General features: G+C 69.3%; 19 protein-coding genes. 16 read left to right on the top strand and 3 right to left on the bottom strand.

The genetic code is table 11. The annotated features are described in order from the left end of the window. The first annotated feature begins 18 nt into the window (after positions 1-18). Together menD and AOZ06_RS50325 are read left to right on the top strand one after the other, a co-directional pair. Positions 19-1,695 carry a 2-succinyl-5-enolpyruvyl-6-hydroxy-3-cyclohexene-1-carboxylic-acid synthase gene (gene menD, locus AOZ06_RS50330; RefSeq protein WP_054295861.1) on the top strand — a complete coding sequence of 559 codons (1,677 nt, stop codon included), beginning with the start codon at positions 19-21 and terminating at the stop codon, positions 1,693-1,695. A 99-nt stretch (positions 1,696-1,794) separates the two neighbouring features. Continuing rightward, positions 1,795-3,357, top strand: coding sequence for a M1 family metallopeptidase (locus tag AOZ06_RS50325; protein ID WP_179950792.1), 1,563 nt, complete (start codon positions 1,795-1,797; stop codon positions 3,355-3,357). Positions 3,358-3,411: 54 nt separating this feature from the next. Here AOZ06_RS50325 and AOZ06_RS50320 read toward each other — a convergent pair whose 3' ends face one another. Continuing rightward, the gene (locus AOZ06_RS50320; RefSeq protein ID WP_054295859.1) at positions 3,412-4,155 is read right to left on the bottom strand and encodes an SDR family oxidoreductase; all 744 of its coding nucleotides are present in this window, start codon (positions 4,153-4,155) and stop codon (positions 3,412-3,414) included. Between the two features lie 70 nt (positions 4,156-4,225). Between AOZ06_RS50320 and AOZ06_RS50315 the strand changes: the two genes are divergently transcribed. Together AOZ06_RS50315 and AOZ06_RS50310 are read left to right on the top strand one after the other, a co-directional pair. Beyond that, entirely contained in the window at positions 4,226-5,119 is an 894-nt protein-coding gene (locus AOZ06_RS50315; protein WP_054295858.1) for a LysR family transcriptional regulator, read from the top strand. Further along, entirely contained in the window at positions 5,106-5,576 is a 471-nt protein-coding gene (locus AOZ06_RS50310) for a DUF3592 domain-containing protein (RefSeq protein WP_236951989.1), read from the top strand. The genes AOZ06_RS50315 and AOZ06_RS50310 overlap by 14 nt, the downstream gene beginning before the upstream one ends. Here the strand turns inward: AOZ06_RS50310 and AOZ06_RS50305 are convergent. Beyond that, on the bottom strand, positions 5,533-6,378 hold the full coding sequence (locus AOZ06_RS50305) for an inositol monophosphatase family protein (protein WP_054295856.1): 846 nt from the start codon (positions 6,376-6,378) through the stop codon (positions 5,533-5,535). The genes AOZ06_RS50310 and AOZ06_RS50305 overlap by 44 nt on opposite strands. A gap of 155 nt (positions 6,379-6,533) precedes the next feature. Here AOZ06_RS50305 and AOZ06_RS50300 point away from each other — a divergent pair, with 155 nt between their 5' ends. From AOZ06_RS50300 to AOZ06_RS50290, 3 genes are all read left to right on the top strand, one after another. Beyond that, positions 6,534-7,637, top strand: a complete 1,104-nt coding sequence (locus AOZ06_RS50300; protein ID WP_218921906.1) for a glycosyltransferase family 4 protein — start codon at positions 6,534-6,536, stop codon at positions 7,635-7,637. Beyond that, complete coding sequence (locus AOZ06_RS50295) at positions 7,637-8,746, top strand: glycosyltransferase family 4 protein (protein ID WP_054295855.1); 1,110 nt, start codon at positions 7,637-7,639, stop codon at positions 8,744-8,746. Before AOZ06_RS50300 ends, AOZ06_RS50295 begins: the two co-directional genes overlap by 1 nt. 366 nt (positions 8,747-9,112) lie before the next feature. Beyond that, positions 9,113-9,805, top strand: coding sequence for a demethylmenaquinone methyltransferase (locus AOZ06_RS50290; RefSeq protein WP_054295854.1), 693 nt, complete (start codon positions 9,113-9,115; stop codon positions 9,803-9,805). 333 nt (positions 9,806-10,138) lie between these two features. Here AOZ06_RS50290 and AOZ06_RS50285 read toward each other — a convergent pair whose 3' ends face one another. After that, on the bottom strand, positions 10,139-12,823 hold the full coding sequence (locus tag AOZ06_RS50285) for an alpha/beta hydrolase family protein (RefSeq protein WP_054295853.1): 2,685 nt from the start codon (positions 12,821-12,823) through the stop codon (positions 10,139-10,141). Positions 12,824-12,886: 63 nt separating this feature from the next. Between AOZ06_RS50285 and AOZ06_RS58265 the strand changes: the two genes are divergently transcribed. From AOZ06_RS58265 to AOZ06_RS50245, 9 genes are all read left to right on the top strand, one after another. After that, a complete protein-coding gene (locus tag AOZ06_RS58265) occupies positions 12,887-13,117 on the top strand; it encodes a hypothetical protein (protein WP_169799091.1) in 231 nt (76 codons plus the stop codon). Next, a complete protein-coding gene (locus AOZ06_RS50280) occupies positions 13,078-14,367 on the top strand; it encodes a geranylgeranyl reductase family protein (RefSeq protein ID WP_054295852.1) in 1,290 nt (429 codons plus the stop codon). The genes AOZ06_RS58265 and AOZ06_RS50280 overlap by 40 nt, the downstream gene beginning before the upstream one ends. 423 nt (positions 14,368-14,790) lie before the next feature. Further along, entirely contained in the window at positions 14,791-15,192 is a 402-nt protein-coding gene (locus AOZ06_RS50275; protein ID WP_054295851.1) for an NADH-quinone oxidoreductase subunit A, read from the top strand. A gap of 10 nt (positions 15,193-15,202) precedes the next feature. Further along, on the top strand, positions 15,203-15,763 hold the full coding sequence (locus tag AOZ06_RS50270; RefSeq protein ID WP_054295850.1) for a NuoB/complex I 20 kDa subunit family protein: 561 nt from the start codon (positions 15,203-15,205) through the stop codon (positions 15,761-15,763). 3 nt (positions 15,764-15,766) lie between these two features. Then, positions 15,767-16,510, top strand: a complete 744-nt coding sequence (locus tag AOZ06_RS50265; RefSeq protein WP_054295849.1) for an NADH-quinone oxidoreductase subunit C — start codon at positions 15,767-15,769, stop codon at positions 16,508-16,510. Further along, complete coding sequence (locus tag AOZ06_RS50260; protein ID WP_054295848.1) at positions 16,507-17,859, top strand: NADH-quinone oxidoreductase subunit D; 1,353 nt, start codon at positions 16,507-16,509, stop codon at positions 17,857-17,859. The genes AOZ06_RS50265 and AOZ06_RS50260 overlap by 4 nt, the downstream gene beginning before the upstream one ends. Then, a complete protein-coding gene (gene nuoE / locus AOZ06_RS50255) occupies positions 17,856-18,719 on the top strand; it encodes an NADH-quinone oxidoreductase subunit NuoE (RefSeq protein ID WP_225953125.1) in 864 nt (287 codons plus the stop codon). The genes AOZ06_RS50260 and nuoE overlap by 4 nt, the downstream gene beginning before the upstream one ends. Further along, entirely contained in the window at positions 18,716-20,014 is a 1,299-nt protein-coding gene (nuoF, locus tag AOZ06_RS50250; protein WP_054295847.1) for an NADH-quinone oxidoreductase subunit NuoF, read from the top strand. Before nuoE ends, nuoF begins: the two co-directional genes overlap by 4 nt. Further along, positions 20,014-22,458 carry an NADH-quinone oxidoreductase subunit G gene (locus tag AOZ06_RS50245; RefSeq protein ID WP_054295846.1) on the top strand — a complete coding sequence of 815 codons (2,445 nt, stop codon included), beginning with the start codon at positions 20,014-20,016 and terminating at the stop codon, positions 22,456-22,458. Before nuoF ends, AOZ06_RS50245 begins: the two co-directional genes overlap by 1 nt. Positions 22,459-22,522: the final 64 nt, after the last annotated feature.

Below are 22,522 nucleotides of genomic sequence, written 5' to 3'. Positions count from 1 at the left end.
GTTTGCGAGGATAGGCCGGTGAATCCGTCGACTGCGCAAGCCATGGTCATCGCCGACGAACTGGCGCGCAACGGCGTGCTCCACGTGGTCGTCTGCCCGGGCTCGCGCAACGCGCCGCTGAGCATGGCGCTGGTCGACGCGGACGCGCAGGGCAAGCTCAAGCTGCACGTGCGCGTGGACGAGCGCAGCGCGGGTTTCCTCGCGATGGGCCTGGCCGAATCCACCGGCAGGCCAGCGGCGGTCGTTTGCACCTCCGGCACCGCGGTCGCCAACTTCCACCCGGCGGTCCTCGAGTCCTACCACTCGGGTGCCGGCTTGATCGTGATCAGCGCGGACCGCCCGCCCGAGCTGCACGGCACCGGCGCGAACCAGACGATCGACCAGCGCAACCTGTTCGCGCCCGCGGCGATCCTGGTGGACTTCCCGGTCGCCGAGCGCCGCGAGGGGCAGAACCCGGTCTGGCGCGGCCTGGTGTGCCGGGCCGTCGCGCAGGCCGAGTCCGGTCGTCCGGTGCAGATCAACGTGCCCTTCCGCGAGCCGCTGGTGCCGACCGGCGAACCGGACTGGCCGGATTCACTCGACGGCAGGCCCGGCCGCGAGCGCTGGACGACGTCCGCGCCGCCGCGTTCGGTCGCCAGCAGCCGCGTCGACTTCCCGCTGCCCGCCCGGACGCTGATGGTCGTCGGCAGCGGCAGGCCGGACCGGGCCACGGCCGCGTGCGAGGTGGCCACGCGCGCGGGGTGGCCGATCATCGCCGAACCGGTGGCCACGACCGGCAACGCCAGTGTGCTGCGCTGCGGGCCGCTGCTGCTCGGATCCCTCGAGAAGGCACCGGATCTGCGACCGGAGGCGGTCGTTGTCGTTGGCAGGCCGACGTTGTCGCGCGGGGTCCGCGGGCTGATGGGCCGCGCGCCGGTGTACGGGATCGGCGATCATCCACAGTGGACCGACCCGCAGTTCGTCGCGATCCACGTAAGGGGCTGGCTCGACACAACGGACCTGCGGCACGTGCAAGGCCACGACCCCGAGTGGCTGACCGGCTGGCGCACCGCGGCAGACCGGGCCGCGACCGTGGCCGACAAGCTGCTCGAAGAGGACGGCTGGCCGTCCGGCCTGCGTATCGCACGTGACCTCGTGGCCGCTTTGCCTTCCGGCGCAATGCTTTTCCTCGGCTCGTCCAACCCGGTCCGGGACGTCGACCTGGTCGCCGAGGCCCGCGACGACGTGACGATCCACGCCAACCGCGGTGTGGCGGGCATCGACGGCAACGTCTCCGCGGCGATCGGCCTGGCGCTGGGGTACCGGGACCGCCCGGCGTACGCCCTGCTCGGCGACCTGACTTTCCTGCACGATTCCAACGGTTTGCTGATCGGCCCACCGGAAGCGCGGCCGGACCTGACGATCGTGGTTCTCAACGACGACGGCGGCGGGATCTTCTCGTTGCTCGAACAAGGCGCCCCGGAACACGGGAACAGTTTCGAGCGGGTCTTCGGTACGCCCCATGGTGCGGATCTCCGGGCAATGTGCGCCGCATATCAGGTTCGGCATGTTCTCGCCGGAACGCCGGAACAATTGCGCGAAGCACTGCGCCCCGAGCGGGGTTTGCGCGTCGTCGAGGTCCGTGCCGACCGCACACGGTTGCGAGACCTGCACGCTCGGTTGCGCGAAGCTGTCACCAATGCCGCATTTGGGTGATCTCGTCCTGTGAGACAGGCGGATCGGCGGGTTCTCGGCCCTCGTGTTCGCGGATAGGTTCGCGAATACCGTTCGCTGAACATGAGGGGGTAGCAGAAATTGCTGCTTAGATCGAGAGTGGCGGTCGTCGCGACTGCGGCAGGGCTCGTCACGGCGTTATTCGGAACGAGCGCGAGCGCCGCCCCGGCACCGGGTGCGGCAGGCGTCGGCGACGCGTATTACCCGACCGACGGTAATGGCGGCTATGACGTTTCCCACTACAACATCAGGATCACCTACAACCCCGCGACCGACCTGCTGACCGGGTCGACCACGATCCTGGCGCGCAGCACGCAGGAGCTGTCGAGCTTCAACATCGACTTCCTGCTGCCGATCAAATCGGTGCGGGTCAACAACTTCCCGGCGCGCACGAGCACGGTGAGCCCCGGTGAGGTCACCGTCACGCCGCCCGCGTCGATCGGCAACAACCAGAACCTGACGGTTGTCGTGCAGTACGAAGGCAAACCGTCGACGGTGAAGGACGCGGCAGGCGCGAACTACTGGAAGAAGACGCCGGACGGCGCGCTCGCGGTGGACGAGCCGCACATCGCGAAGTGGTGGTTCCCGAGCAACGACCACCCGACCGACAAGGCCACCTACGACGTGTCCGTGGTTGTGCCGCAAGGCGTCGAGGCGCTGTCCAACGGCACCTTCGCGGGCACGACCCAGACGCTCAACGGCTGGGTCCGCTGGAACTGGCGCACCACCAGTCCACAAGCGACATACCTGGCCTTCCTCGCGGTCGGCCAGTTCGAGATCCGCCCAAGCACGGCGCCCAACGGCCAGCCGGTGCTCAACGCCTACGGCGAGGACCTCGGCGCCAACGGACCGGCGGCGCGCGCCAGCGTGGAGCGCACCCCCGAGGTCGTCGAGTTCCTGGAAACCCAGTACGGCCCGTACCCGTTCGAGGCACAGGGCGGCGTGGTCTCCACCGGCCTCGGCTTCGCACTGGAGACGCAGACCCGCCCGGTGTACAGCTCGGCGTTCTTCCCGCGCGGCGCCAACACGAGCGTCGTCGCGCACGAGCTGGCGCACCAGTGGTTCGGCGACTCGGTGTCGGTGCGCAGCTGGCGTGACATCTGGCTGAACGAGGGCTTCGCCCGCTACTCGGAGTGGCTGTGGGCGGAAAACCAGGCCGAGGGCACGGCAGCCGAGATCGCGCAGTACTACTACGACCGCCGCCCGGCGGAGGACCCGTTCTGGCAGGTCGTGGTCGGCGAGCCCGGCACCGGCAACGAGTTCAACATCGCTGTCTACGACCGCGGCGCGCTCGCCGTGCACGCGTTCCGCAACGCCGTGGGCGACGAGAACTTCTTCAAGATCCTCAAGACCTGGCAGGCCACGAAGAAGTACGGCAACGCCAAGATCGAGGAGTTCATCGCGCTGGCCGAGCGGATCTCCGGCAAGCCGCTGTTCGCCCTGTTCCAGACCTGGCTGTTCACCAAGGGCAAGCCGGCCGCGGACGACCTCGGCAACACGGCGTTCGCGGCTCGGTCGGCCAAGGCGGCCACCCCGCCGAAGGCGATCGAGAAGCTCGACCTGACCCGCGACACCCTGGCCCGCAGCAACCACCTGGGCCACGGCCACGCGGATCACGACCACGCGGACCACGACGGTCACTGAGATCCACGACCAGCCGGGCCGGGGAGCACGCCAGCTCCCCGGCCCGGTTCCGTGTCACCACGGGATGACGTCGTCGACAGAGCGCGGACCGCGGAAGCTGCCGGTGGGGCCGTCAGCGGGGAGCGTCGCGAGCAGGACCGGAACACGAGCACCCTCGGCTGCCGTGCGGTCGCCACGGTAAAACGTCGCCGCGACGTTCTGATCAGTCGGCACAGCACCTGGACTGGCCGCGTTGACCTTGATGCCGTCCGCCCGCAACGCGTCGGCGTAGAGCACAGTCAATGCGTTGAGGGCAGCCTTGGACGAGCTGTACGCGAGCAAGTCCCGCGACGGCACCGGGCTCGCCGGGTCGTCCAGCAACGTCAGCGAACCGAGCCCACTGGACATGTTGACGATCCTGGCGGCCCCAGAACGACGCAGCAGCGGCAGGCAGGCAGCCGTCACCGTGACGACACCGAAAACGTTGACCTCGTACGCTTCCCGCAGCTGCTCGGCTGTGATCTCGGTGGGCCGGACGCCCCACTCGACCACGACCCCGGCGTTGTTGACCAGGACGTCAAGCCGCCCGGTCTCGGCCTCGACGGTCCGCACGGCGGCCTCGACGGATTCCGGATCGGTCACGTCCAATCGCACGAACCGCACGTCCAGACCCGCGAGTCCCGCGGCAGCCGCCCGTCCCCGTCGGGGATCGCGTGCCCCGAGGTACACGGTGAAGCCCTGCTGGGCGAGCTGCCGGACGATCTCCAAACCGATGCCCTTGTTGCCGCCGGTGACCAGCGCGACGGTGTTCGTTTCCATGTCACCCACTCCAGCCGGTCGCGCGCCGCGAGTAAAAGACCGATCGGGTGCGGCCCCATACCCTGGCGGTATGCCGGAGCCGGAAATCCGAGAACTGCGCTACTTCCAAGCGGTGGCGGAAGAGCTGAACATCACCAAAGCAGCGAGGCGGCTCGGCATCGCCCAGCCGCCGCTGTCGAGGGCCATCCGGCAGCTGGAGCGCCGCGTCGGTGTCGACCTGTTCGACCGCCGGGACCACGGGCTGGCGTTGACCGACGCCGGTGAGGTTCTGCACAAGGAAGCGATAGTCGTGCTCAACGCCCTCGGCCACGCCGTCCGCCAGACCCGCCGAGCGGGCCTCGCCACCCTTGTGGTGACCGCCAAACCAGGTGTGGCCACGGGTCTGCTGCACCGGGTCTGCGAACGGTTCCGCGCCGAACCGGACACGCCGGAGATCCAGGTCGTGGTGAGCGGTTTCGGCGAGCAAGCCGACATGGTCCGCGACGGCCGCGCGGACGTGGCGATCGCCGCCTGCGTCGACGGCCGCGGCCTCGCCACCGAGCTGCTGGCCAGCGAACCCCGCGTCGCCGCGCTCCCCTCGGGGCACATGTTGGCGTCGCGTGACGTCCTCAGTACGGCGGACCTGCTGACCGAACCGGCGCCCAGGTGGAGCGACCCGCGAGTCGTCGACCGCGACTACTGGCTGGGACACCCGGACCGCCCGGCGGACGGCCCGGTCGTGCACGACAGCGCTCAACTGCTGGAAGTGGTCGCACTGGGACAAGCTGTCGCGTTGGTGCCTTCCTCGCTGGCCGCACGCAACATCCGGCCCGACGTGGTCTACCGCCCGGTGCCGGACGCCGCGCCGTACCGGACGTCGGCTCTCTGGTCGGTGCGGCGCCGATCACCCTGGATCGGCAGGTTCGTCCAGACCGCGAAGGCGCAGGCGTCGCCGTCGGTACAGTGCGGGCGTGGCAGTGGGTAGGGCGTCGGTGGTTCGCCGGGTCGCGGCGATCACGTTGGTGTCGATCGGGGCGACCGTGACGCTGCTCGCGGTGACGCTGGTGATCGGGGCGTACCGCGAGGACGCGGGGTTGAACGCGCGGTCGGTGCGGACCACGGCGGAGGTGCTGTCGGTGACCTTCGACCGAACGCTCGTGCGTTATCAGACCCCTGACGGCGCTGACCACATTCCGCCGGATGGCGTCGGCTACCCGGCAGGGCTGCAGGCGGGACAGCTGGTCGAGGTCGAGTACGACGCGGCCAAGCCGGACCTGGTCAAGGTCGCGGGGCGGGGCGCCTACCTCACGTTGATGCCCGCGGGCACGCTCGTGCTGTTCCTGTGGCTGATCATCGGGCCAGGCCTGTGGTGGCTGCGGCGGCGGTACGGAACGCTGTTCAGACGGGATCACCCACAGTCGCTGTCTCCTGCCACCAGCTGAGCACCTCGTCGGACACTCCTGGCGCGGCCACCAGCAGGCCGTCCACCGGCAGCGCGGTGTCCTCGCCGTGCCGGTCGAGCACGGACGCCCCTGACTCGATCGCCAACGCCACCGCACCTGCCACATCCCACTCGTGGTAGCTGTGCAGCACGGCAGCCGCCGCGTGCCCCAACGCCACCTGTGCGATGGAAAGGGCCGCGGAGCCGAGGACCCGGACACCCGCGTGGGCACGGGCGGCGCGTTCGATGAACCCGCCCATCCCCGGCCACGGCCCGGTCCTGGTGAGTTCGGTGCACACGATCACGCCCGCCGTGGTGGTCCGGTCGACGAGCGACACCTGGACCCCGTTGGCTCGTGCGCCTCGGCCACGCGCCGCCGCGTAGATCTGCCCGCGGTACGGGTCCGCCACCACCCCGACCACCGGCCCTGCCGCGTCCACCAACGCGAGGCTGTAGGCGCACCACGGCACGCCGGCGACGTAGTTCGCCGTCCCGTCCACGGGATCGACGACCCAGCGGTACTCGGCGGCATCCGAGCCGACGTCGGCGCCGAACTCCTGCCCGACCACCGGCATCCCGGGGAACTCGGCGGTCAGCACCCGGCGGGTGTGGCGTTCCAGGGTCCGATCGGTGTCGGTGACCCAGTCGAACGGCGAGTCCTTGCCGGCTGGTCGCGCGCCCCGGCCCGCGGTCGCGGTGATCACGTCGGTTGCGTCGTTGGCCAACCGGCCTGCTACTTCCAGTGCCCGTGACAGCAGTCCCGGCGCGACTGGCCTGGGCGGGCGCGACGACAAGAGGGTCATGCCGACCTAGAGTGACCGCGCTCGGTGTCCGGGATGCGACCGGGAGGTGGCCAGCGAAGGATCGCAAGACCACACGTTGGAAGTTTCGGCTTCGTTCCCCGGCACGTCACGCGCAAGTCGCCGGGGTGCTCGGATTCCGGATCATCGTGTGGATCGTGCGAGTCGCCATCGTCACCGAGAGCTTCCTGCCGCAGGTGAACGGCGTGACGAATTCCGTTCTCCGTGTCGTCGAGTACCTGCGTGACCACGGTCATGAGGCACTCGTGGTAGCACCTGGACCGGGCCCGGACAGCTATCTGCACGCCCCGGTCGTGCGGACCCGTGCGGTCGACGTCCCGGTCGTCACCTCCCTTCCGATCGGCCTGCCAGGGCCGCGGATCACCACTGCCCTGCTGGATTTCGAACCCGATGTCGTGCACCTCGCCTCGCCGTTCGTGCTCGGCGCGGGCGGGCTGCGCGCGGCCCGTCTGCTGGACGTGCCGACGGTCGCGGTCTACCAGACCGACGTCGCCGGTTTCGCCTCGTCCTACGGCATGGCCAGGGGCGCGGCCGTGGCCTGGCGGTGGATCCGCCGCCTGCACACGTACTCGGACCGGACACTGGCACCGTCGACGGACGCGGTGCAGTCCCTCGTCCGCCACGGCATTCCCCGCGTCCACCGCTGGGGCCGCGGTGTGGACACCGCCCTGTTCAACCCGAACCGCCGCGACGCCCGGTTGCGGCGCGAGCTCGCGCCCGGCGGCGAGATGCTCGTCGGCTACGTCGGCAGGCTGGCCCCGGAGAAGCAGGTCGCCCGCCTGGCCGCGTTGAACGACATGCCGGGCGTCCGCCTGGTCGTCGTCGGAGACGGCCCGGACACGGCGAACCTCCGCGACAAACTGCCCGGCGCCGCCTTCCTCGGCTTCCGGACCGGTGTGCCGTTGGCCGAGGCGTACGCCAGCCTGGACGTGTTCGTGCACACCGGCCCGCACGAGACCTTCTGCCAGGCCGTGCAGGAGGCGATGGCCTCCGGGCTGCCGGTGCTCGCCCCGGACGCGGGCGGGCCTCGTGACCTGGTCGACCACGGCAAGACGGGATACCTCCTCAGTGACATGGACGCCCAGTTGCGCCCGTTGATCGAGGGCCTGCTCGACCCGGCGTTGCGGTCCCGGCTGGCCACGGCCGGTCACCGCGCTGTGGAAGGCCGCACGTGGACAGCGGTGTGCCACGAACTGATGGGGCATTACGCGGCGGTGACCCACCTGGCCAAGGCGGCGTGATGCGCGTTGTCCAGCTGGCCAACTTCTACGGCCCGAAGTCCGGCGGGCTCCGCACCGCCCTGCACCACCTCGGCGCCGGGTACTGCGCGCAGGGCCACGAAGTGATCCTGGTGGTGCCCGGCGACCACTTCGCCGATGAACCGATGCCCAACGGCGTCCGCCGGATCACGCTGCCCGCCCCCAAGATCCCGGGAACAGGGGGCTACCGCGCGGTGGACCCGTGGCGCGTGCGGACATTGCTGACCAAGCTGGAACCCGACCGTCTCGAGGTCTCCGACCGGCTGACCCTGAGGGGGATGGGCAGATGGGCCCGCGGCAACGGCGTACCCAGCGTGGTCATCTCCCACGAACGCCTTGACCGGCTGCTCGAACAGTTCCTCCTTCCGCCGAACTGGGCGAGGAACGTCGCCGACGTCGCCAACCGCAGGATGGCCAACGACTACGACACAGTGGTGTGCACAACGGAGTTCGCCCGCGAGGAGTTCGACCGGATCGGCGTCGGCAACGTCCGCAGGGTCCCGCTCGGCGTGGACCTGTCGACCTTCACCCCGGCACGAAGATCCCCGCGGCTACGCCGGGACCTGGCGGAAGGGGCGGACACCCTGCTGATCCACTGTGGACGCCTCTCGCCGGAGAAGCACGTGGAACGCAGCGTGGACACCCTGGCCCAGTTGCACTCGGAAGGCCACAGCGCCCGCTTGGTCGTCGCGGGCGACGGCCCGAGCATGAGCTCGTTGCGCCGCAGAGCCACGGGCCTGCCGGTAACCTTTCTCGGCTTCGTGCAGTCACGGACCACCGTGGCCCACCTGCTCGCCACGGCGGACGTCTCACTGGCCCCTGGTCCACACGAGACATTCGGCCTCGCGGCACTGGAGGCACTGGCCTCCGGAACGCCGATCGTGGTCTCGGCATCGTCAGCCCTCCGGGAAATAGTCCGCCCTGGTTGCGGCGCGGCCGTGGACGACCACGCGGACGCCTTCGCGACAGCGGTCGAGGACCTCCTCGCCGCCCCGGAATCCGGACGGCGGGAAGCAGCGAGAGCGAGAGCGGAGGAGTTCAGCTGGCCCACCTCGGTCAAGGGCATGCTGAAGGCTCTCGAGCTCGGGTGATCGCGGCCCGGCGACGATGCGGCGCAACCCGGGAGCGGCGCAGGTCGAGAACGCGCGCACTGAGATCCTCAACGAGGTCGGCACGGCATCGACCGCACCGAACCCCACTGCGACCGGCCTGGGGCCCTATGGGCTCCCGCTCGGCGTCGAACCGCCCGCGATGTGTCCAACCTCGATCACGGCCATGACGCGGGCAAGCTGGCGCCCGACTGGTCACCCAGGTCGTAACGATGTTTTCGCTCATGTGTTCAAGTTACCGGCAAAGGGGTTGGGTTGACAGGTGCTTCACTCGTTCGTGTGGAGCGGGACTTAGAAGTCGCTCAGGTGGCGGCGTGCGGATCCGCGTTCTCGCCTAGAGTTCGGCTCATGTCGCGTGCCAGCCTGGAGAAGAAGCCGCGCGAAGTCGCCGAGATGTTCGACGGCGTCGCGCGCCGGTACGACCGGACCAACTCGGTCCTCACCCTGGGGTACGACCGGCGCTGGCGCGAGATGACCCGGCGGGTCCTCGACGCCCAGCCGGGCGAGAAGATCCTCGACCTCGCCGCCGGAACCGCGGTGTCGACGGTCGCGTTCGCGCGCACCGGCGCCTACTGCGTCGCGGCCGACTTCTCAGTCGGCATGCTCAGCAGCGGGGCCGCGCGCGAGATCCCGAAGGTCGCCGCCGACGCCATGCGGCTGCCCTTCGCCGACGACTCCTTCGACGCGGTCACCGTGGTCTTCGGCATCCGCAACTTCTTCGACACGCAGGCGGCGCTGGCCGAGATGCACCGCGTGGTCAAGCCAGGCGGCCGGCTGCTGGTGTGTGAGTTCGCGAACCCGAGGTTCAAGCCGTTCCGCGCGTTGTTCCACTGGGGCATGAAGCGGGTGGCGCCCGTCATCGCGAAGGTCGTCTCCTCCAACCCGGAGGCCTACCGCTACCTCGGCGAGTCGATCAAGGACTGGTACTCCCAGCGCGGACTGGCCGAGATCGTCGCCAAGGCGGGCTGGAGCGAGGTGGAGTGGATGAACCTCACGTTCGGCGTCGTCGCACTCCACCGCGGCAAGAAGGCCCAGGGCTGATCGGTCGCCTCCAGGTCCCGGCCGACCCGCGGCCGGATCTGCTCGGTCTGGGCATCGGCGACGGTTCCGGCTGGTCGTCGTCCACGTGGAAGGCGCCTGCGTGCGATCCGATTGTCGTACCGCGCACAGCGCCCGCCACCAACAGCATGGGCCAGGGCCGGGGAGCGTGATGGCTGGTAGACGCATGTAGCCCCGTCTGTCGCTCCATGACTAGGGGCGCGATGTCTCCTGAGGTTGCCGCCGGAACGAGATTCAGGGTTCGCGCCGTGTTCACGGGCCGCGAGGAAACGGGCCGGAACGCGGGATGCGTTCCGGCCCGATCGGTTGGGGCGGTTACTTCTTGTCGGTCACTGTGCCCGTGAAGTCCAGCGAGTTGCCGCTCGGCGGCCAGGCGGACATCTTCACCCGGACCGACTCGGTGGGCTCAACCTCCTGGTCGGCCACGGTCGGGATGGTGAACTCGGTGGTGAGCCGCCCCGGTTCGACGCTCAGGCTGAGCCAGAGGCGAACCTCGGACAACGGCCGGGCGGGCAGCGGGTCCTCGGGACTGTGCTCCTTGAACCACTGCGGATCCACGTCGACCGTGGACAGTTCCTGGCCCTGGACCTCGGGGCTCAGTGCGCCGGAGCGGGTCAGCGCCGAGTCGGCCACCGCCGACGACGTCACAGTCCACTTCAGCACCCCGCCTTCCTCGGTCTCGGCGTTGGCCGGAGCCACGGTGAGCACGGGTTCCGGGTCGTCGTTGAGCACGGTGAGACCGCCGGTGTACCGGCCGACGACCGTGCCCCGGACGGCCTTCGCGAGCAGTTGCTTGCTTTGGTCGAAGCTCCACCTGGTGTTCCCGGTGACGTCGACCGGAAACTTGATCGACTGCTGGCCCGGGCGGATGGTTTCCAGCTTCGTGGTGACCTCGCGGTCGTCGTTGGAGAGGAACAACCGCACGGCACCCGTGCCGTTGCCCGTCACCTTGACCGGGACCTCGTAGGTGCGCGTGCCGGAGTCGCCTTCCTGCACGCTCAGTTCGCCGAGGTCGATGCGCGGCAGGCTGACCGGGCGCGGGTCCGGCAGGCCAGGCGCCCACCCGTGCGCGTCGATCAGCACGGCCTCACCGGGGCCGCTCGTCGGCGTCAGGTCGAGCGCGGCCACCTGGCGCAGGTCGATCCCACGCGGTGGCAACGGAACTCGCACTTCCTGGGCCCACTGCGTGGACGTGCGGTCGGTCGACGGGAGGCCGTCGAGGCTCACCGAACCCAGGGTCGCCTTGCGGCCGTGGACATCGGTGACCGCCACGTCGAACTCGTTCCCGGTGCTGTTCGGCGGGACGACCAGGCGCAACGCCAGGTTCCGCGCTCCGGCAAGGGAAACCGGCCGCTCCGGGTGGATCGTGCCCGCACCGGACAGTTTCACCGCGAACCGGTCGGGGTCGTCGTCCACGCCCCACAACCGGACGTAGTGCGTCTGGCTGCGGAAACCTTGCTGCTCGGCGCACGCCGAAGCGGTGTCCGGTGTGACGATCCTGCACAGCTGAGCCTTGCCGCTGGTCGTCGTCGCCTGGCTGGGCGTCACGAACGACCCGCGGGCGCCGCCGATGGCGTGCGACAGCACCCGAGCCGGGGCGGCGGAAGGAGCGCTGACGCCGGAGCCGTCGAGCAACGGCAGCACACGCTGGTCACCACCGACGAAAACCTGTGCCGCGGCGGCGATGTAGGTCGCCCCGACATTCTGCTGCTGGGCGGCGGTCAACCTGGTCGGCGTGCCCGGTGTGCACACCGCGTCGGGATCCTGGCTCCAGAAATCGTCCTGTGCCGGTGCTTCCGCCTGACCCGGAGTCCACTCGGTGTTGAAGAAGTTGTGGTTGGCGCCGACCACGTAGAGCGCGCTGTGCAGCGCGGCACCACGGCTCACGCCACGGGTCGCGTCGACGAACATCTGGCCCTGCAGGTCGCTGACGTCACCGTCGCAACCGGGCAGGATCGTCGCCGACGGCACGTCCGGCACCGGGTCGTGGCCGAAGATCGTCGGACCGATCAGCAGCGTGCCGCGGATGTTCCAGAGAACCGGGCCGTTGTAGCCCGTGTCGCCAGGCGGCGGCGTGAGGCTGTCCATCGCCGCGCGGTTCACGCCCTCGCCACCGCGCGAGTGCCCCATCAGCAGAACGTTGGACATGTCCGGCACGGGCGCGTTCTGCACGACATCCGGTGCCGTCCCACGTCCGGCGCCCGCCCAGTCCGCCCACTTGGCCAAGTGCTGGCGTACCAGCGACGAACGGCCCTGCGCCCCCTGGTCGGCGGTGGCGCCGTCCTGCGCGTTGATGCCGTTGGCCGAGATGGACACGGTCACGTACCCCTGTGAGGCGAGCAATTGCTGCGCCTGGAGGTAACCGCGGTAGCTCGGGATGGACTTGGTGCCCGCGGGGCACGGCCAGACGAACGGGCCGCTGTCCGGCTCGCCGGGCTTGTAGCAGACTGAGTGCCTGCCGTGCAGCAACAGTGCCACTGGTCGCTTGCCCGGTGCCCCCACCGGTGCGATCACGTTGGCCTGCATCTCCACCGGCTGCGGGTATTCCGGCAGCTTGACGGAGTCCAATGTGTACTCACCGGATGCCGTCCGGAACGGGCCCGGCTTGCCGGGGTCGGCCGGGGCCGCCGGCAGCGCGGCCGGTGGTGTGGCCGGCGGTTTGGACTGCATGGGCCGCAACGGTTCGCTGGCGTCCAGCCGTCGTCCGGACGAACGGACCGAGAGCTCGCGTGGGTTGACCGCGCTCGTCGCGGTGAGCGTGAACGTGCGGTGGTCGGCCGACGGGCGAGCGCGGCCGAGCATCCGGTCCCCGTCCCAGAACTCGACAGCCGAGTCGCCCACCGGCAGCGGCGCCGGTGATCGCCACACCAACTGGCTACCGCTGACCGTGAACCCCGATGACGGTTCCTGCGGCGGGTTGTTGCGTGGCTGAACTGCCTGCGCGGGCGTGGCCAGACCGACCACGAGCAGCGCAGGCAGCACCACTCTGGATATTCGCATGTGAATTACCCTCCGGTTGTCCTCCGCAACCGGTTGTATCCTCACTCGTCCGTGGTGGCAAGGTTGCGGAAAGTGATCACCGGCGGCCACCGCCCGCGAGCCCGCAGAGCCCGGGAACGGGTGGCGAACATCCGCCAGATACCCGGCCGGGGTGAAGGCGGCGCGATCCGGCCCGTCGTGTCCCGGGTCACCTCCGCGGCGCGGCTAGAATTGCGCCAAGGGGAGATCGTGAAACTCTTCACAAGGGAGCGGCTGTGGGTACGCGACGACGCCCGGGTGACGACGCCGAAGTGATCGTCGTCGGAGCGGGCCCAGCCGGATCGACCGCGGCGGCGTACCTCGCCCGAGCGGGCGTGGACGTGTTGCTGCTGGAGAAATCCCAGTTCCCCCGTGACAAGGTCTGCGGCGACGGCCTGACCCCGCGTGGCGTGAAACAGCTGATCGACCTGGGCATAGACACCAGCGAGCAAGCCGGCTGGGTGCACAACCACGCGCTGCGGATCATCACCGGTGACCTGCAGTTGCACCTGCCGTGGCCGGAGCTGTCCTCGATGCCGCCGTACGGGATGGCCAGAACCCGCCAGGACCTCGACGAACTGCTGGCGAAGGTGGCGGAGCGGTCGGGAGCCCGCCTGCAGCAGAACACCACGGTGATCGGCGCGGTGCAGAACCACGTCGGCCGGGTGACCGGAGTACGAGCCAAGATCGGCCCGGACCGGACGGAAGTGACCTACTCGGCGCCGCTGGTGCTGGCGTGCGACGGCGTGTCGGCCCGCCTGGCCCTGTCGGTGGGGATCGACAAGCACGAGAACCGCCCGATGGGAGTGGCGGTGCGCCAGTACTACGCGTCCCCGAGGTCGAAGGACGACTTCATCGAAGGTCACCTGGAACTGTGGGACAGGAGCGACCCGGCGAACCCGAAACTGCTCCCCGGCTACGGCTGGGTCTTCCCGCTGGGAGACGGGACGGTGAACGTCGGTCTGGGGATGCTGTCGACCTCGGCGGCCTTCCGCGGCACGGACTACCGGGCGCTGCTGCGCCAGTGGCTGGACGGAACCCCGGAGGAGTGGGGCTTCCGCGAGGAGAACGCGATCGGGAAGGTGGGCGGTGCCGGCCTGCCGATGGGGTTCAACAGGACACCGCACTACCGCGACGGGATGCTCCTGCTGGGCGACGCGGGCGGAATGGTGAGCCCGTTCAACGGCGAAGGCATCCAGTCGGCGATGGAGTCGGCCAAGATCGCGGCGGAGTGCGTGGTCCAGGCGCTGGCCCGGACGGAGGGCCCGTCGCGTGAGCGCGCGCTGGAGGCGTACCCGACCAGGATGCGCGAGCTCTACGGCGGCTACTACCGAATCGCCAACCTCTTCGCGAAGATCATCGGAAAACCGCGGATCATGCGCGCCGCGACGAAGTACGGTCTCCGCATCAACGCGTTGGTTCCCTTGGTGCACAAGGGGATGTCCGGCTGTTTCGACCCGAAGGACGGCGACGTGGTCGACCGGATGATCTCGGTCGCCAGCAAGCTCGCGCCCGCCTTGCGCTGACCTGCGAGCGTCGGCGCGAGGCAGCGGAACACCCATCCGGGTGATCGGCGTCGACGGATCCCCGCCGCGCCGAGCGGCCGGGATCCGGTGGTTGCCGAGCGCTCTCCGGCTCCCGTCCACCGACACACTGTGCTGATTCGCGCAGGGTGCGATCGGGCTCACACGGACGTGTCTGTGCCCTGGGGGTTCCCTCCTGTGAGCCAAGTCTTAGACTTCGGTCACGTCTTGTGAATCGCTTCACACGGTCATGGGACAGCTTGTGAAGACTTTCACAAGCTCGGCGACAAGCGTTTGCGCTGGTCGGGGCCTGAAAGGGCTGGGGACGGCCTGCTTTGTTAGGCGTGCCTAACCAGGAGGGGTGTGAGCAAGACCCCTTAGGGTGCCGACGAGGGCGATCGATGCGCGGAAAGGACGGCGTTGTCAATGGTGGGCGACGTGCTGGCCCAAGGCAGTGGTTCAGACCTCAGCTCCTATCTCCCGTTGGTGTTCCTGCTCGCACTGGGAGCGCTGTTCGCGGGGGTGTCGGCGACGCTCGGTGCTCTGGTGGGCCCGAAGCGGTACAACAAGGCCAAGTACGAGGCATACGAGTGCGGCATCGAGCCGTCACCGCAGCCGGTCGTCGGCGGTGGTCGTGTGCCGGTCGCGTACTACCTCACCGCGATGCTGTTCATCCTGTTCGACATCGAGATGGTCTTCCTCTACCCGTTCGCGGTCTCCGCGGACGCCCTCGGCGTGTTCGGGGTGGTCGAGATCGTCCTGTTCATCGCGACCGTCGGTTTCGCCTACGCCTACGTCTGGCGCCGCGGCGGACTGGACTGGAACTAGAGGGGCAAGCATGGGAATCGAAGAGAAGCTCCTCCCCAACGGAGTCATGCTGGCCGGCTTGGAGAAGCTGGTGAACTGGGCGCGGAAGAACTCCGTCTGGCCCGCCACGTTCGGTCTGGCCTGCTGCGCCATCGAGATGATGACCGTCGGCGGCGCGCGCTACGACTACGCGCGGTTCGGCATGGAGCGCTTCAGCGCCAGCCCCCGCCAGGCCGACCTGATGATCGTCGCCGGCCGGGTCACCAACAAGATGGCCCCTGTCCTGCGCCAGATCTACGACCAGATGCCCGAGCCCAAGTGGGTCATCGCGATGGGTGTCTGCGCCTCCTCGGGCGGCATGTTCAACAACTACGCGGTTGTCCAGGGCGTCGACCACGTCGTCCCGGTCGACATCTACCTGCCGGGCTGCCCGCCGCGCCCGGAGATGCTGCTCGACGCGATCCTCAAGCTGCACCAGCGCATCTCGGAGGAGCCGCTCGGCCCCCGTCGCGCGGCGAAGCTGCTGGAAGAGGGTTTCCAGAAGCAGGAGCTGATCCCGTCATCCGAGCGCTACGCCAAGAAGAAGGGCTGAGCGGTGACTACCCCAGGCGACGAGCACTCGAGTGCCGACCGGCCCGTGGACGACGGGCTCGAGGCCCGCGAGGCCGCACCGCAGCCCGGTGTGGTCGCGGGCAAGTCCCGCAAGGGCATGTTCGGTGTCTCCGACGCCGGTGACACGTCCGGCTTCGGCGGCTTGCGGCTGCCGCAGTACAGCCCGCCGCCGGCCGAGCGGCCGTACGGCGGCTGGTTCGACGAGGTCACCGACGAGATCATGGCGGCGTTCGCCCGCCGCGGCATCCCGGCCGAGTCCGTCCTGCAGGTCACGGTGGACCGCGGTGAGATCACGTACTACGTGGCCCGCGAGCACCTGCTCAAGATCTGCCAGGCGCTGCGCGACGAGCCCGCGCTGAAGTTCGAGTTCTGCGCGTCGGTCTCCGGTGTGGACTACGGCGTCGACGTACCGCAGCGGCTGCATTCCGTGTACCACCTGCAGTCCATGACCTACCGGCGCCGGATCCGCGTCGAGGTCGCGCTCGACGTGGAGGACCCGCACGTGCCGAGCGTCGTCGAGATCTACCCGACGGCCGACTGGCAGGAGCGCGAGACCTGGGACATGTTCGGGATCGTCTACGACGGACACCCCGCGCTGACCCGGATCCTCATGCCGGACGACTGGGACGGCCACCCGCAGCGCAAGGACTACCCGCTCGGCGGCATCCCGGTTGAGTACAAGGGCGCGGAGATCCCCCCGCCCGACCAGCGGAGGTCTTACTCGTGACCACAAACCCGACTGACGCCAACCCCACCACACCGACGGGCGACCCGTACGCCGCCGAACAGCGGCAGACGACCGAGGGCCCGGTCTACACGCTGACCGGTGGTGACTGGGACCAGGTGCTCGAGGACGCCACGCACGACGAGCGCATGGTGATCAACCTCGGCCCGCAGCACCCGTCCACGCACGGCGTGCTCCGCCTGGTGATCGAGATCGAGGGCGAGACCGTCACCCAGGCCCGTTCGGTGATCGGCTACCTGCACACCGGGATCGAGAAGAACTGCGAATACCGGACGTGGACGCAGGGCGTCACCTTCATCACCCGGACCGACTACCTCGCGCCGTTGTCGCACGAGGCCGCGTACTGCATGGGTGTGGAGAAGCTGCTGGGCATCGAGGCTCCGCGCCGCGCCCAGTTGATCCGCCAGCTGCTGCTGGAGATCAACCGCATCTCGTCGCACTTCGTCTACCTCGCCACCGGTGGCATGGAGCTCGGCTCCACCACCGCGGCCGCGCTCGGTTTCCGTGAGCGCGAGGTGCTGCTGCACACGCTCGAGTACATCACCGGCCTGCGCATGAACCACGCGTTCATCCGTCCTGGCGGTGTGGCTCAGGACCTTCCGGCTGACTGGAAGGACTACCTGACCAAGTTCGTCAAGACGATGGAAGAACGCATCACCATGTACCACAAGCTGTTCACTGGACAGCCTGTGTGGCGCAACCGCTTGAAGGACGTCGGCTACCTGCCGCTGGACGGCTGCCTGGCGCTCGGCATCACCGGTCCGGTGCTGCGGTCCGCCGGTCTGGCGTGGGACCTGCGCAAGGTCGAGCCGTACCTGGCCTACGACGAGGTCGACTTCGAGGTGCCGACCTCGACCGACGCGGACTGCTGGGCGCGCTATCTCATCCGGATGGAGGAGATGGACCAGTCGCTCAAGATCATCAAGCAGACGATGAAGCTGCTCGAGCCGGGCCCGGTCATGGTCGAGGACAAGAAGGTCGCGTGGCCCGCGCAGCTGACCATCGGCCCGGACGGCATGGGCAACTCGCTCGAGCACGTCCGCAAGATCATGGGCCAGTCGATGGAGTCGCTGATCCACCACTTCAAGCTGGTCACCGAGGGCTTCCACGTCCCGGCAGGCCAGGTCTACCAGCCGATCGAGTCGCCGCGCGGCGAGCTCGGCTACCACCTGGTGTCCGACGGTGGCACGAGGCCGCTGCGCGTGCACGCCCGCGAACCAAGCTTCGTGAACCTGCAGGCAATGCCCGCCATGTCCGAGGGCGGGCTGATCGCGGACCTGATCGCCGCGGTCGCTTCGATCGATCCAGTCATGGGTGGTGTGGACCGATGAGCACTTCCGGGCCGGGGCAGACCTACGGCGGTTCCACCGTCGGCAGCGGGCCCACCCACCAGTCGACAGTCGACGACTCGCGGGAAGCGGCGGTCGCGTCCGTGCTTCCCGAGGCGCAGACGCAGAAGCTGGTCACCGAGGTCGTCGAGGACCTGAGCGTCTTCGACGGGATCGTCGGACGGGCGCAGGCGATCATCGCCCGCTACCCGCAGTCCCGCTCGGCGCTGCTGCCGATGCTGCACCTGGTGCAGTCGGTGCAGGGCTACGTCAGCCACGCCGGGATCCAGTTCTGCGCAAGGGAACTGAAGCTGGCCGAGGCCGAGGTCAGCGCGGTGGCGACGTTCTACACGATGTACAAGCGCAAGCCCTGCGGCGAGCACTTGGTCAGCGTGTGCACGAACACCCTCTGCGCGGCGCTCGGCGGTGACGACATCTACGCCAAGCTGCGCGATCACCTCGGTGAGCCCGGCAAGCCCTTGGGGCACGAGGAAACGGCGGGCACGCCGGGCGAGCGGGGCTCGATCACGATCGAGCACGCCGAGTGTCTCGCAGCCTGTGACCTGGGCCCGGTGCTGCAGGTCAACTACGAGTTCTACGACAACCAGACGCCTGAGTCGGCGGTCGAGCTGGTCGACGCGTTGCGGCGGGGCGAGAAGCCCGCGCCGACCCGCGGTGCCCCGCTGACCGACTTCAAGGACGTCTCGCTGCAGCTGGCCGGCTTCTTCGAGCGTGAGTCCGATGTGGACGGCCCGTCGCAGGCGACGGAGACCCTCGCCGGAGCCCAGCTGGCCGCCGACCGCGGCTGGACCGCTCCCGCGATGCCCGAGAGCGTGGCGTTCCCCGAGCTGGAGAAGAAATGACCACAGTCGACCCGGTGACGCCGGTTCTCACCAAGCGCTGGCTGTCTCCCCGCTCCTGGTCCATCCAGACCTACGAGCAGCTGGAGGGCTACACCGCCGTTCGCAAGGCCCTGGCCGTCACGCCGGAGCAGGTCGTCCAGGTGGTCAAGGACTCCGGGCTGCGCGGCCGGGGTGGCGCGGGCTTCCCGTCCGGCCTGAAGTGGTCGTTCATGCCGCCCAACGAGGACAAGCCGCACTACCTGGTGATCAACGCCGACGAGGGCGAGCCGGGGACGTGCAAGGACATCCCGCTGATGATGGCGGACCCGCACTCGCTGATCGAAGGCTGCATCATCGCGTCCTACGCGATGCGCTCCCACCACTGCTTCATCTACGTGCGCGGTGAGGCCCTGCACTGCATCCGCAGGCTCAACCAGGCCGTCGCGGAGGCCAAGGCCGCCGGGTACCTCGGCGCGAACATCGTCGGCTCCGGGTTCGACCTGGAGATCACGGTGCACGCGGGCGCGGGCGCGTACATCTGCGGCGAGGAGACGGCTCTGCTCGACTCGCTGGAGGGCCGCCGCGGCCAGCCTCGCCTGAAGCCGCCCTTCCCGGCGGCGGCGGGGCTCTACGCCGCTCCCACCACAGTGAACAACGTCGAGACGATCGCGTCGGTTCCCTACATCATCAACGGCGGCTCCGACTGGTTCCGCAAGATGGGCACCGAGAAGTCGCCCGGCCCGAAGATCTACTCGATCTCCGGCCACGTCGAGAAGCCGGGCCAGTACGAGGCGCCGCTGGGAACCACGCTGCGCCAGCTGCTGGAGATGGCCGGTGGCATGAAGGACGGCATCCCGCTCAAGTTCTGGACGCCGGGTGGCTCGTCCACGCCGATGTTCACAGCGGAGCACCTCGACGTGGCACTGGACTTCGAAGGCGCCGCGGCAGCCGGTTCCATGCTCGGCACGACCGCGGTCCAGGTCTTCAACGAGACGGTGTCCGTGCCGTGGGCCGTGATGAAGTGGACGCAGTTCTACAAGCACGAGTCCTGCGGCAAGTGCACGCCGTGCCGTGAGGGCACGTACTGGCTGGTGCAGATCCTCGAGCGGATGGTCGCGGGCAACGGCACCGAAGAGGACATCGACACGTTGCTGGACGTCTGCGACAACGTGCTGGGCCGGTCGTTCTGCGCGCTCGGTGACGGCGCGGTGAGCCCGATCCAGAGCGGCATCAAGTACTTCAGGGACGAGTTCCTCGCGCTGTGCCAGCGCAACCGCGAGAAGAACCGCAAGCCTGCACTGGCGGGAGCGAACTGATGACCGTTGCACCCGAGAGGAACGAGCTGGTCGTCCCGGAGGGACACGTCAAGCTCGTCATCGACGGTATCGAGGTGGTGGCTCCCAAGGGCGAGCTGCTGATCCGGACCGCCGAGCGGATGGGGATCACGATCCCCCGGTTCTGCGACCACCCGCTGCTCGACCCGGCAGGCGCCTGCCGCCAGTGCCTGGTCGAGGTGGAGATGGGCGGCAGGCCGATGCCCAAGCCGCAGGCCTCCTGCACGATCACGGTCGCCGACGGCATGGTCGTCAAGACGCAGGTGACGTCGCCGGTCGCGGACAAGGCCCAGCAGGGTGTGATGGAGCTGCTGCTCATCAACCACCCGCTGGACTGCCCGATCTGCGACAAGGGCGGCGAGTGCCCGCTGCAGAACCAGGCGCTGGCGCACGGCCGCACGGACTCCCGGTTCGTCGACAAGAAGCGGACGTTCCCGAAGCCGATCCCGATCTCCACGCAGGTGCTGCTGGACCGCGAGCGCTGCGTGCTCTGCCAGCGCTGCACCAGGTTCTCCGCGCAGATCGCCGGCGATCCGTTCATCGAGTTGCTGGAGCGCGGTGCGCAGCAGCAGATCGGGATCGCCGAGGAGAAGCCGTTCCAGAGCTACTTCTCCGGCAACACCATCCAGATCTGCCCGGTCGGTGCGCTCACGAGCGCCGCGTACCGGTTCCGGTCGCGGCCGTTCGACCTGGTGTCCACCCCGAGCGTGTGCGAGCACTGCTCGTCGGGCTGTGCCGAGCGCACGGACTGGCGGCGCGGCAAGGTGATGCGCAAGCTCGCGGCCAACGACCCCGAGGTCAACGAGGAGTGGATCTGCGACAAGGGCCGCTTCGCCTTCCGTTACGCGTCCGCCGGTGACCGCGTGCTGCGCCCGCAGGTGCGGGACAAGGAAACCGGTCAGCTGCGGGACGCTTCGTGGACCGAGGCGCTGCAGGTCGCCGCGGAGGCGCTGACCAAGGCCCGCGGCGCGGCCGGTGTGCTGACCGGCGGCCGGTTGACGGTCGAGGACGCGTACGCGTACTCGAAGTTCGCCCGTGTCGCACTGGGTACCAACGACATCGACTTCCGCGCCCGGCCGCACTCGGTCGAGGAGCAGGAGTTCCTGGCTTCGACGGTGGTCGGCACAACCCCGGAGACCGGGGTGACCTTCCAGGGCATCGAAGCGGCGCCGACGGTGCTGTGCGTGGCGTTCGAGCCGGAGGAGGAAGCGCCGATCGTCTTCCTGCGGCTGCGCAAGGCGGCCCGCAAGGGCAGCACCAAGGTCGTCCACATCGGACAGTGGACGACCCCGTCGGTCGAGAAGACCTTCGGCACGCTGCTCGCCACGCCGCCCGGCGGCGAGGCGGACGCGGTGGACGCGCTGAGCGAGCACGCGGCGGACGTGGTCGACGGACTGGCCAAGCCCGGTTCGGTGATCCTGGTCGGCGAGCGCGCCGCGCAGGTTCCCGGACTGTTCTCGGCTTTGCTGCGGCTGTCGGCCAGGACCGGCGCCAAGATCGCGTGGATCCCGCGTCGTGCCGGAGAGCGCGGTGCGGTCGAAGTCGGTGCGCTGCCGACGTTGCTGCCCGGCGGCAGGCTCGTCGCCGACGCGGCGGCCCGCGCCGAGGTCGAGCAGGCGTGGGGCCTCGAGCCCGGTTCGCTGCCCGGCGCTCCCGGTCGCGACACCAGCGCGATCGTCGAGGCCGCCGCGAGCGGCGAGCTGAAGGCACTGGTCATCGGTGGTGTCGACCCGTACGACCTGCCGGACCCGCAGCTGGCGCTCGAAGCGTTGGCGGCAGCGGACTTCGTGCTCAGCCTGGAGCTGCGGCACAGCGCGGTCAGCGAGTACGCGGACGTGGTCCTGCCGATCGCGCCGTCGGTCGAGAAGGCGGGCACCTTCCTCAACTGGGAAGGCCGCCGCCGCGAGTTCGGCACCACGCTGGACGGCACCGGCGCCCTGCCGGACTGCCGCGTGCTGGACACGCTCGCGGTCGAGATGGACGCGGACCTGTTCACCCAGACGCCCACCGCGGCAGCGGGTGACCTGGCCAGGCTGGGCGCGACGGGCACGGCCAAGGCCGTGGCGCCCGAGGTCGAGTCCCGCCAGCAAGGCCTGCCCCACAACGACGGCCAAGCACTGCTGGCCACGTGGCGCCAGCTGCTGGACAACGGGTCGCTGCAGGAGGGCGAGCCGCACCTGGCCGGGACGGCCCGCAAGGTCGTGGCCCGGTTGTCCGCGCACACGGCCGCTGTCCTCGGCGTGGACAAGGCTGAGGCCGTGACGGTCTCGACGGACAAAGGCGCGGTCACCGTGCCGGTCGAGTACGCGGACCTGCCCGACGGCGTCGTGTGGCTGCCAGGAAACTCCGGCGACGCAACGGTTCGCCGCACTCTCGGAGCCGTGCACGGCACTGCCGTGGACGTCCACCCAGGAGGGACTTCATGACCAACGCCCTCGAAAACCTCGTGAGTGTTTTGGCCGGTTCTAACCGGACTCACCACTCACGACT

The sequence above is a fragment of the Kibdelosporangium phytohabitans genome (assembly GCF_001302585.1).
Lineage (GTDB): Bacteria > Actinomycetota > Actinomycetes > Mycobacteriales > Pseudonocardiaceae > Kibdelosporangium > Kibdelosporangium phytohabitans.
The sequence above is the reverse complement of the archived record's forward strand: the minus strand, read 5'-3'. Positions and strand labels throughout refer to the sequence as shown.

Excerpts from the sequence above, each read along its gene's own strand:
- AOZ06_RS50245 (WP_054295846.1), top strand. The coding sequence starts at position 20,014 with ATGACCGTTGCACCCGAGAGGAACGAGCTGGTCGTCCCGGAGGGACAC.
- AOZ06_RS50295 (WP_054295855.1), top strand. The coding sequence starts at position 7,637 with ATGCGCGTTGTCCAGCTGGCCAACTTCTACGGCCCGAAGTCCGGCGGG.
- AOZ06_RS50270 (WP_054295850.1), top strand. The coding sequence starts at position 15,203 with ATGGGAATCGAAGAGAAGCTCCTCCCCAACGGAGTCATGCTGGCCGGC.
- AOZ06_RS50305 (WP_054295856.1), bottom strand. The coding sequence starts at position 6,378 with ATGACCCTCTTGTCGTCGCGCCCGCCCAGGCCAGTCGCGCCGGGACTG.
- nuoF (WP_054295847.1), top strand. The coding sequence starts at position 18,716 with ATGACCACAGTCGACCCGGTGACGCCGGTTCTCACCAAGCGCTGGCTG.
- AOZ06_RS50285 (WP_054295853.1), bottom strand. The coding sequence starts at position 12,823 with ATGCGAATATCCAGAGTGGTGCTGCCTGCGCTGCTCGTGGTCGGTCTG.
- AOZ06_RS50275 (WP_054295851.1), top strand. The coding sequence starts at position 14,791 with ATGGTGGGCGACGTGCTGGCCCAAGGCAGTGGTTCAGACCTCAGCTCC.
- nuoE (WP_225953125.1), top strand. The coding sequence starts at position 17,856 with ATGAGCACTTCCGGGCCGGGGCAGACCTACGGCGGTTCCACCGTCGGC.
- AOZ06_RS50290 (WP_054295854.1), top strand. The coding sequence starts at position 9,113 with ATGTCGCGTGCCAGCCTGGAGAAGAAGCCGCGCGAAGTCGCCGAGATG.
- AOZ06_RS50315 (WP_054295858.1), top strand. The coding sequence starts at position 4,226 with ATGCCGGAGCCGGAAATCCGAGAACTGCGCTACTTCCAAGCGGTGGCG.
- AOZ06_RS50320 (WP_054295859.1), bottom strand. The coding sequence starts at position 4,155 with ATGGAAACGAACACCGTCGCGCTGGTCACCGGCGGCAACAAGGGCATC.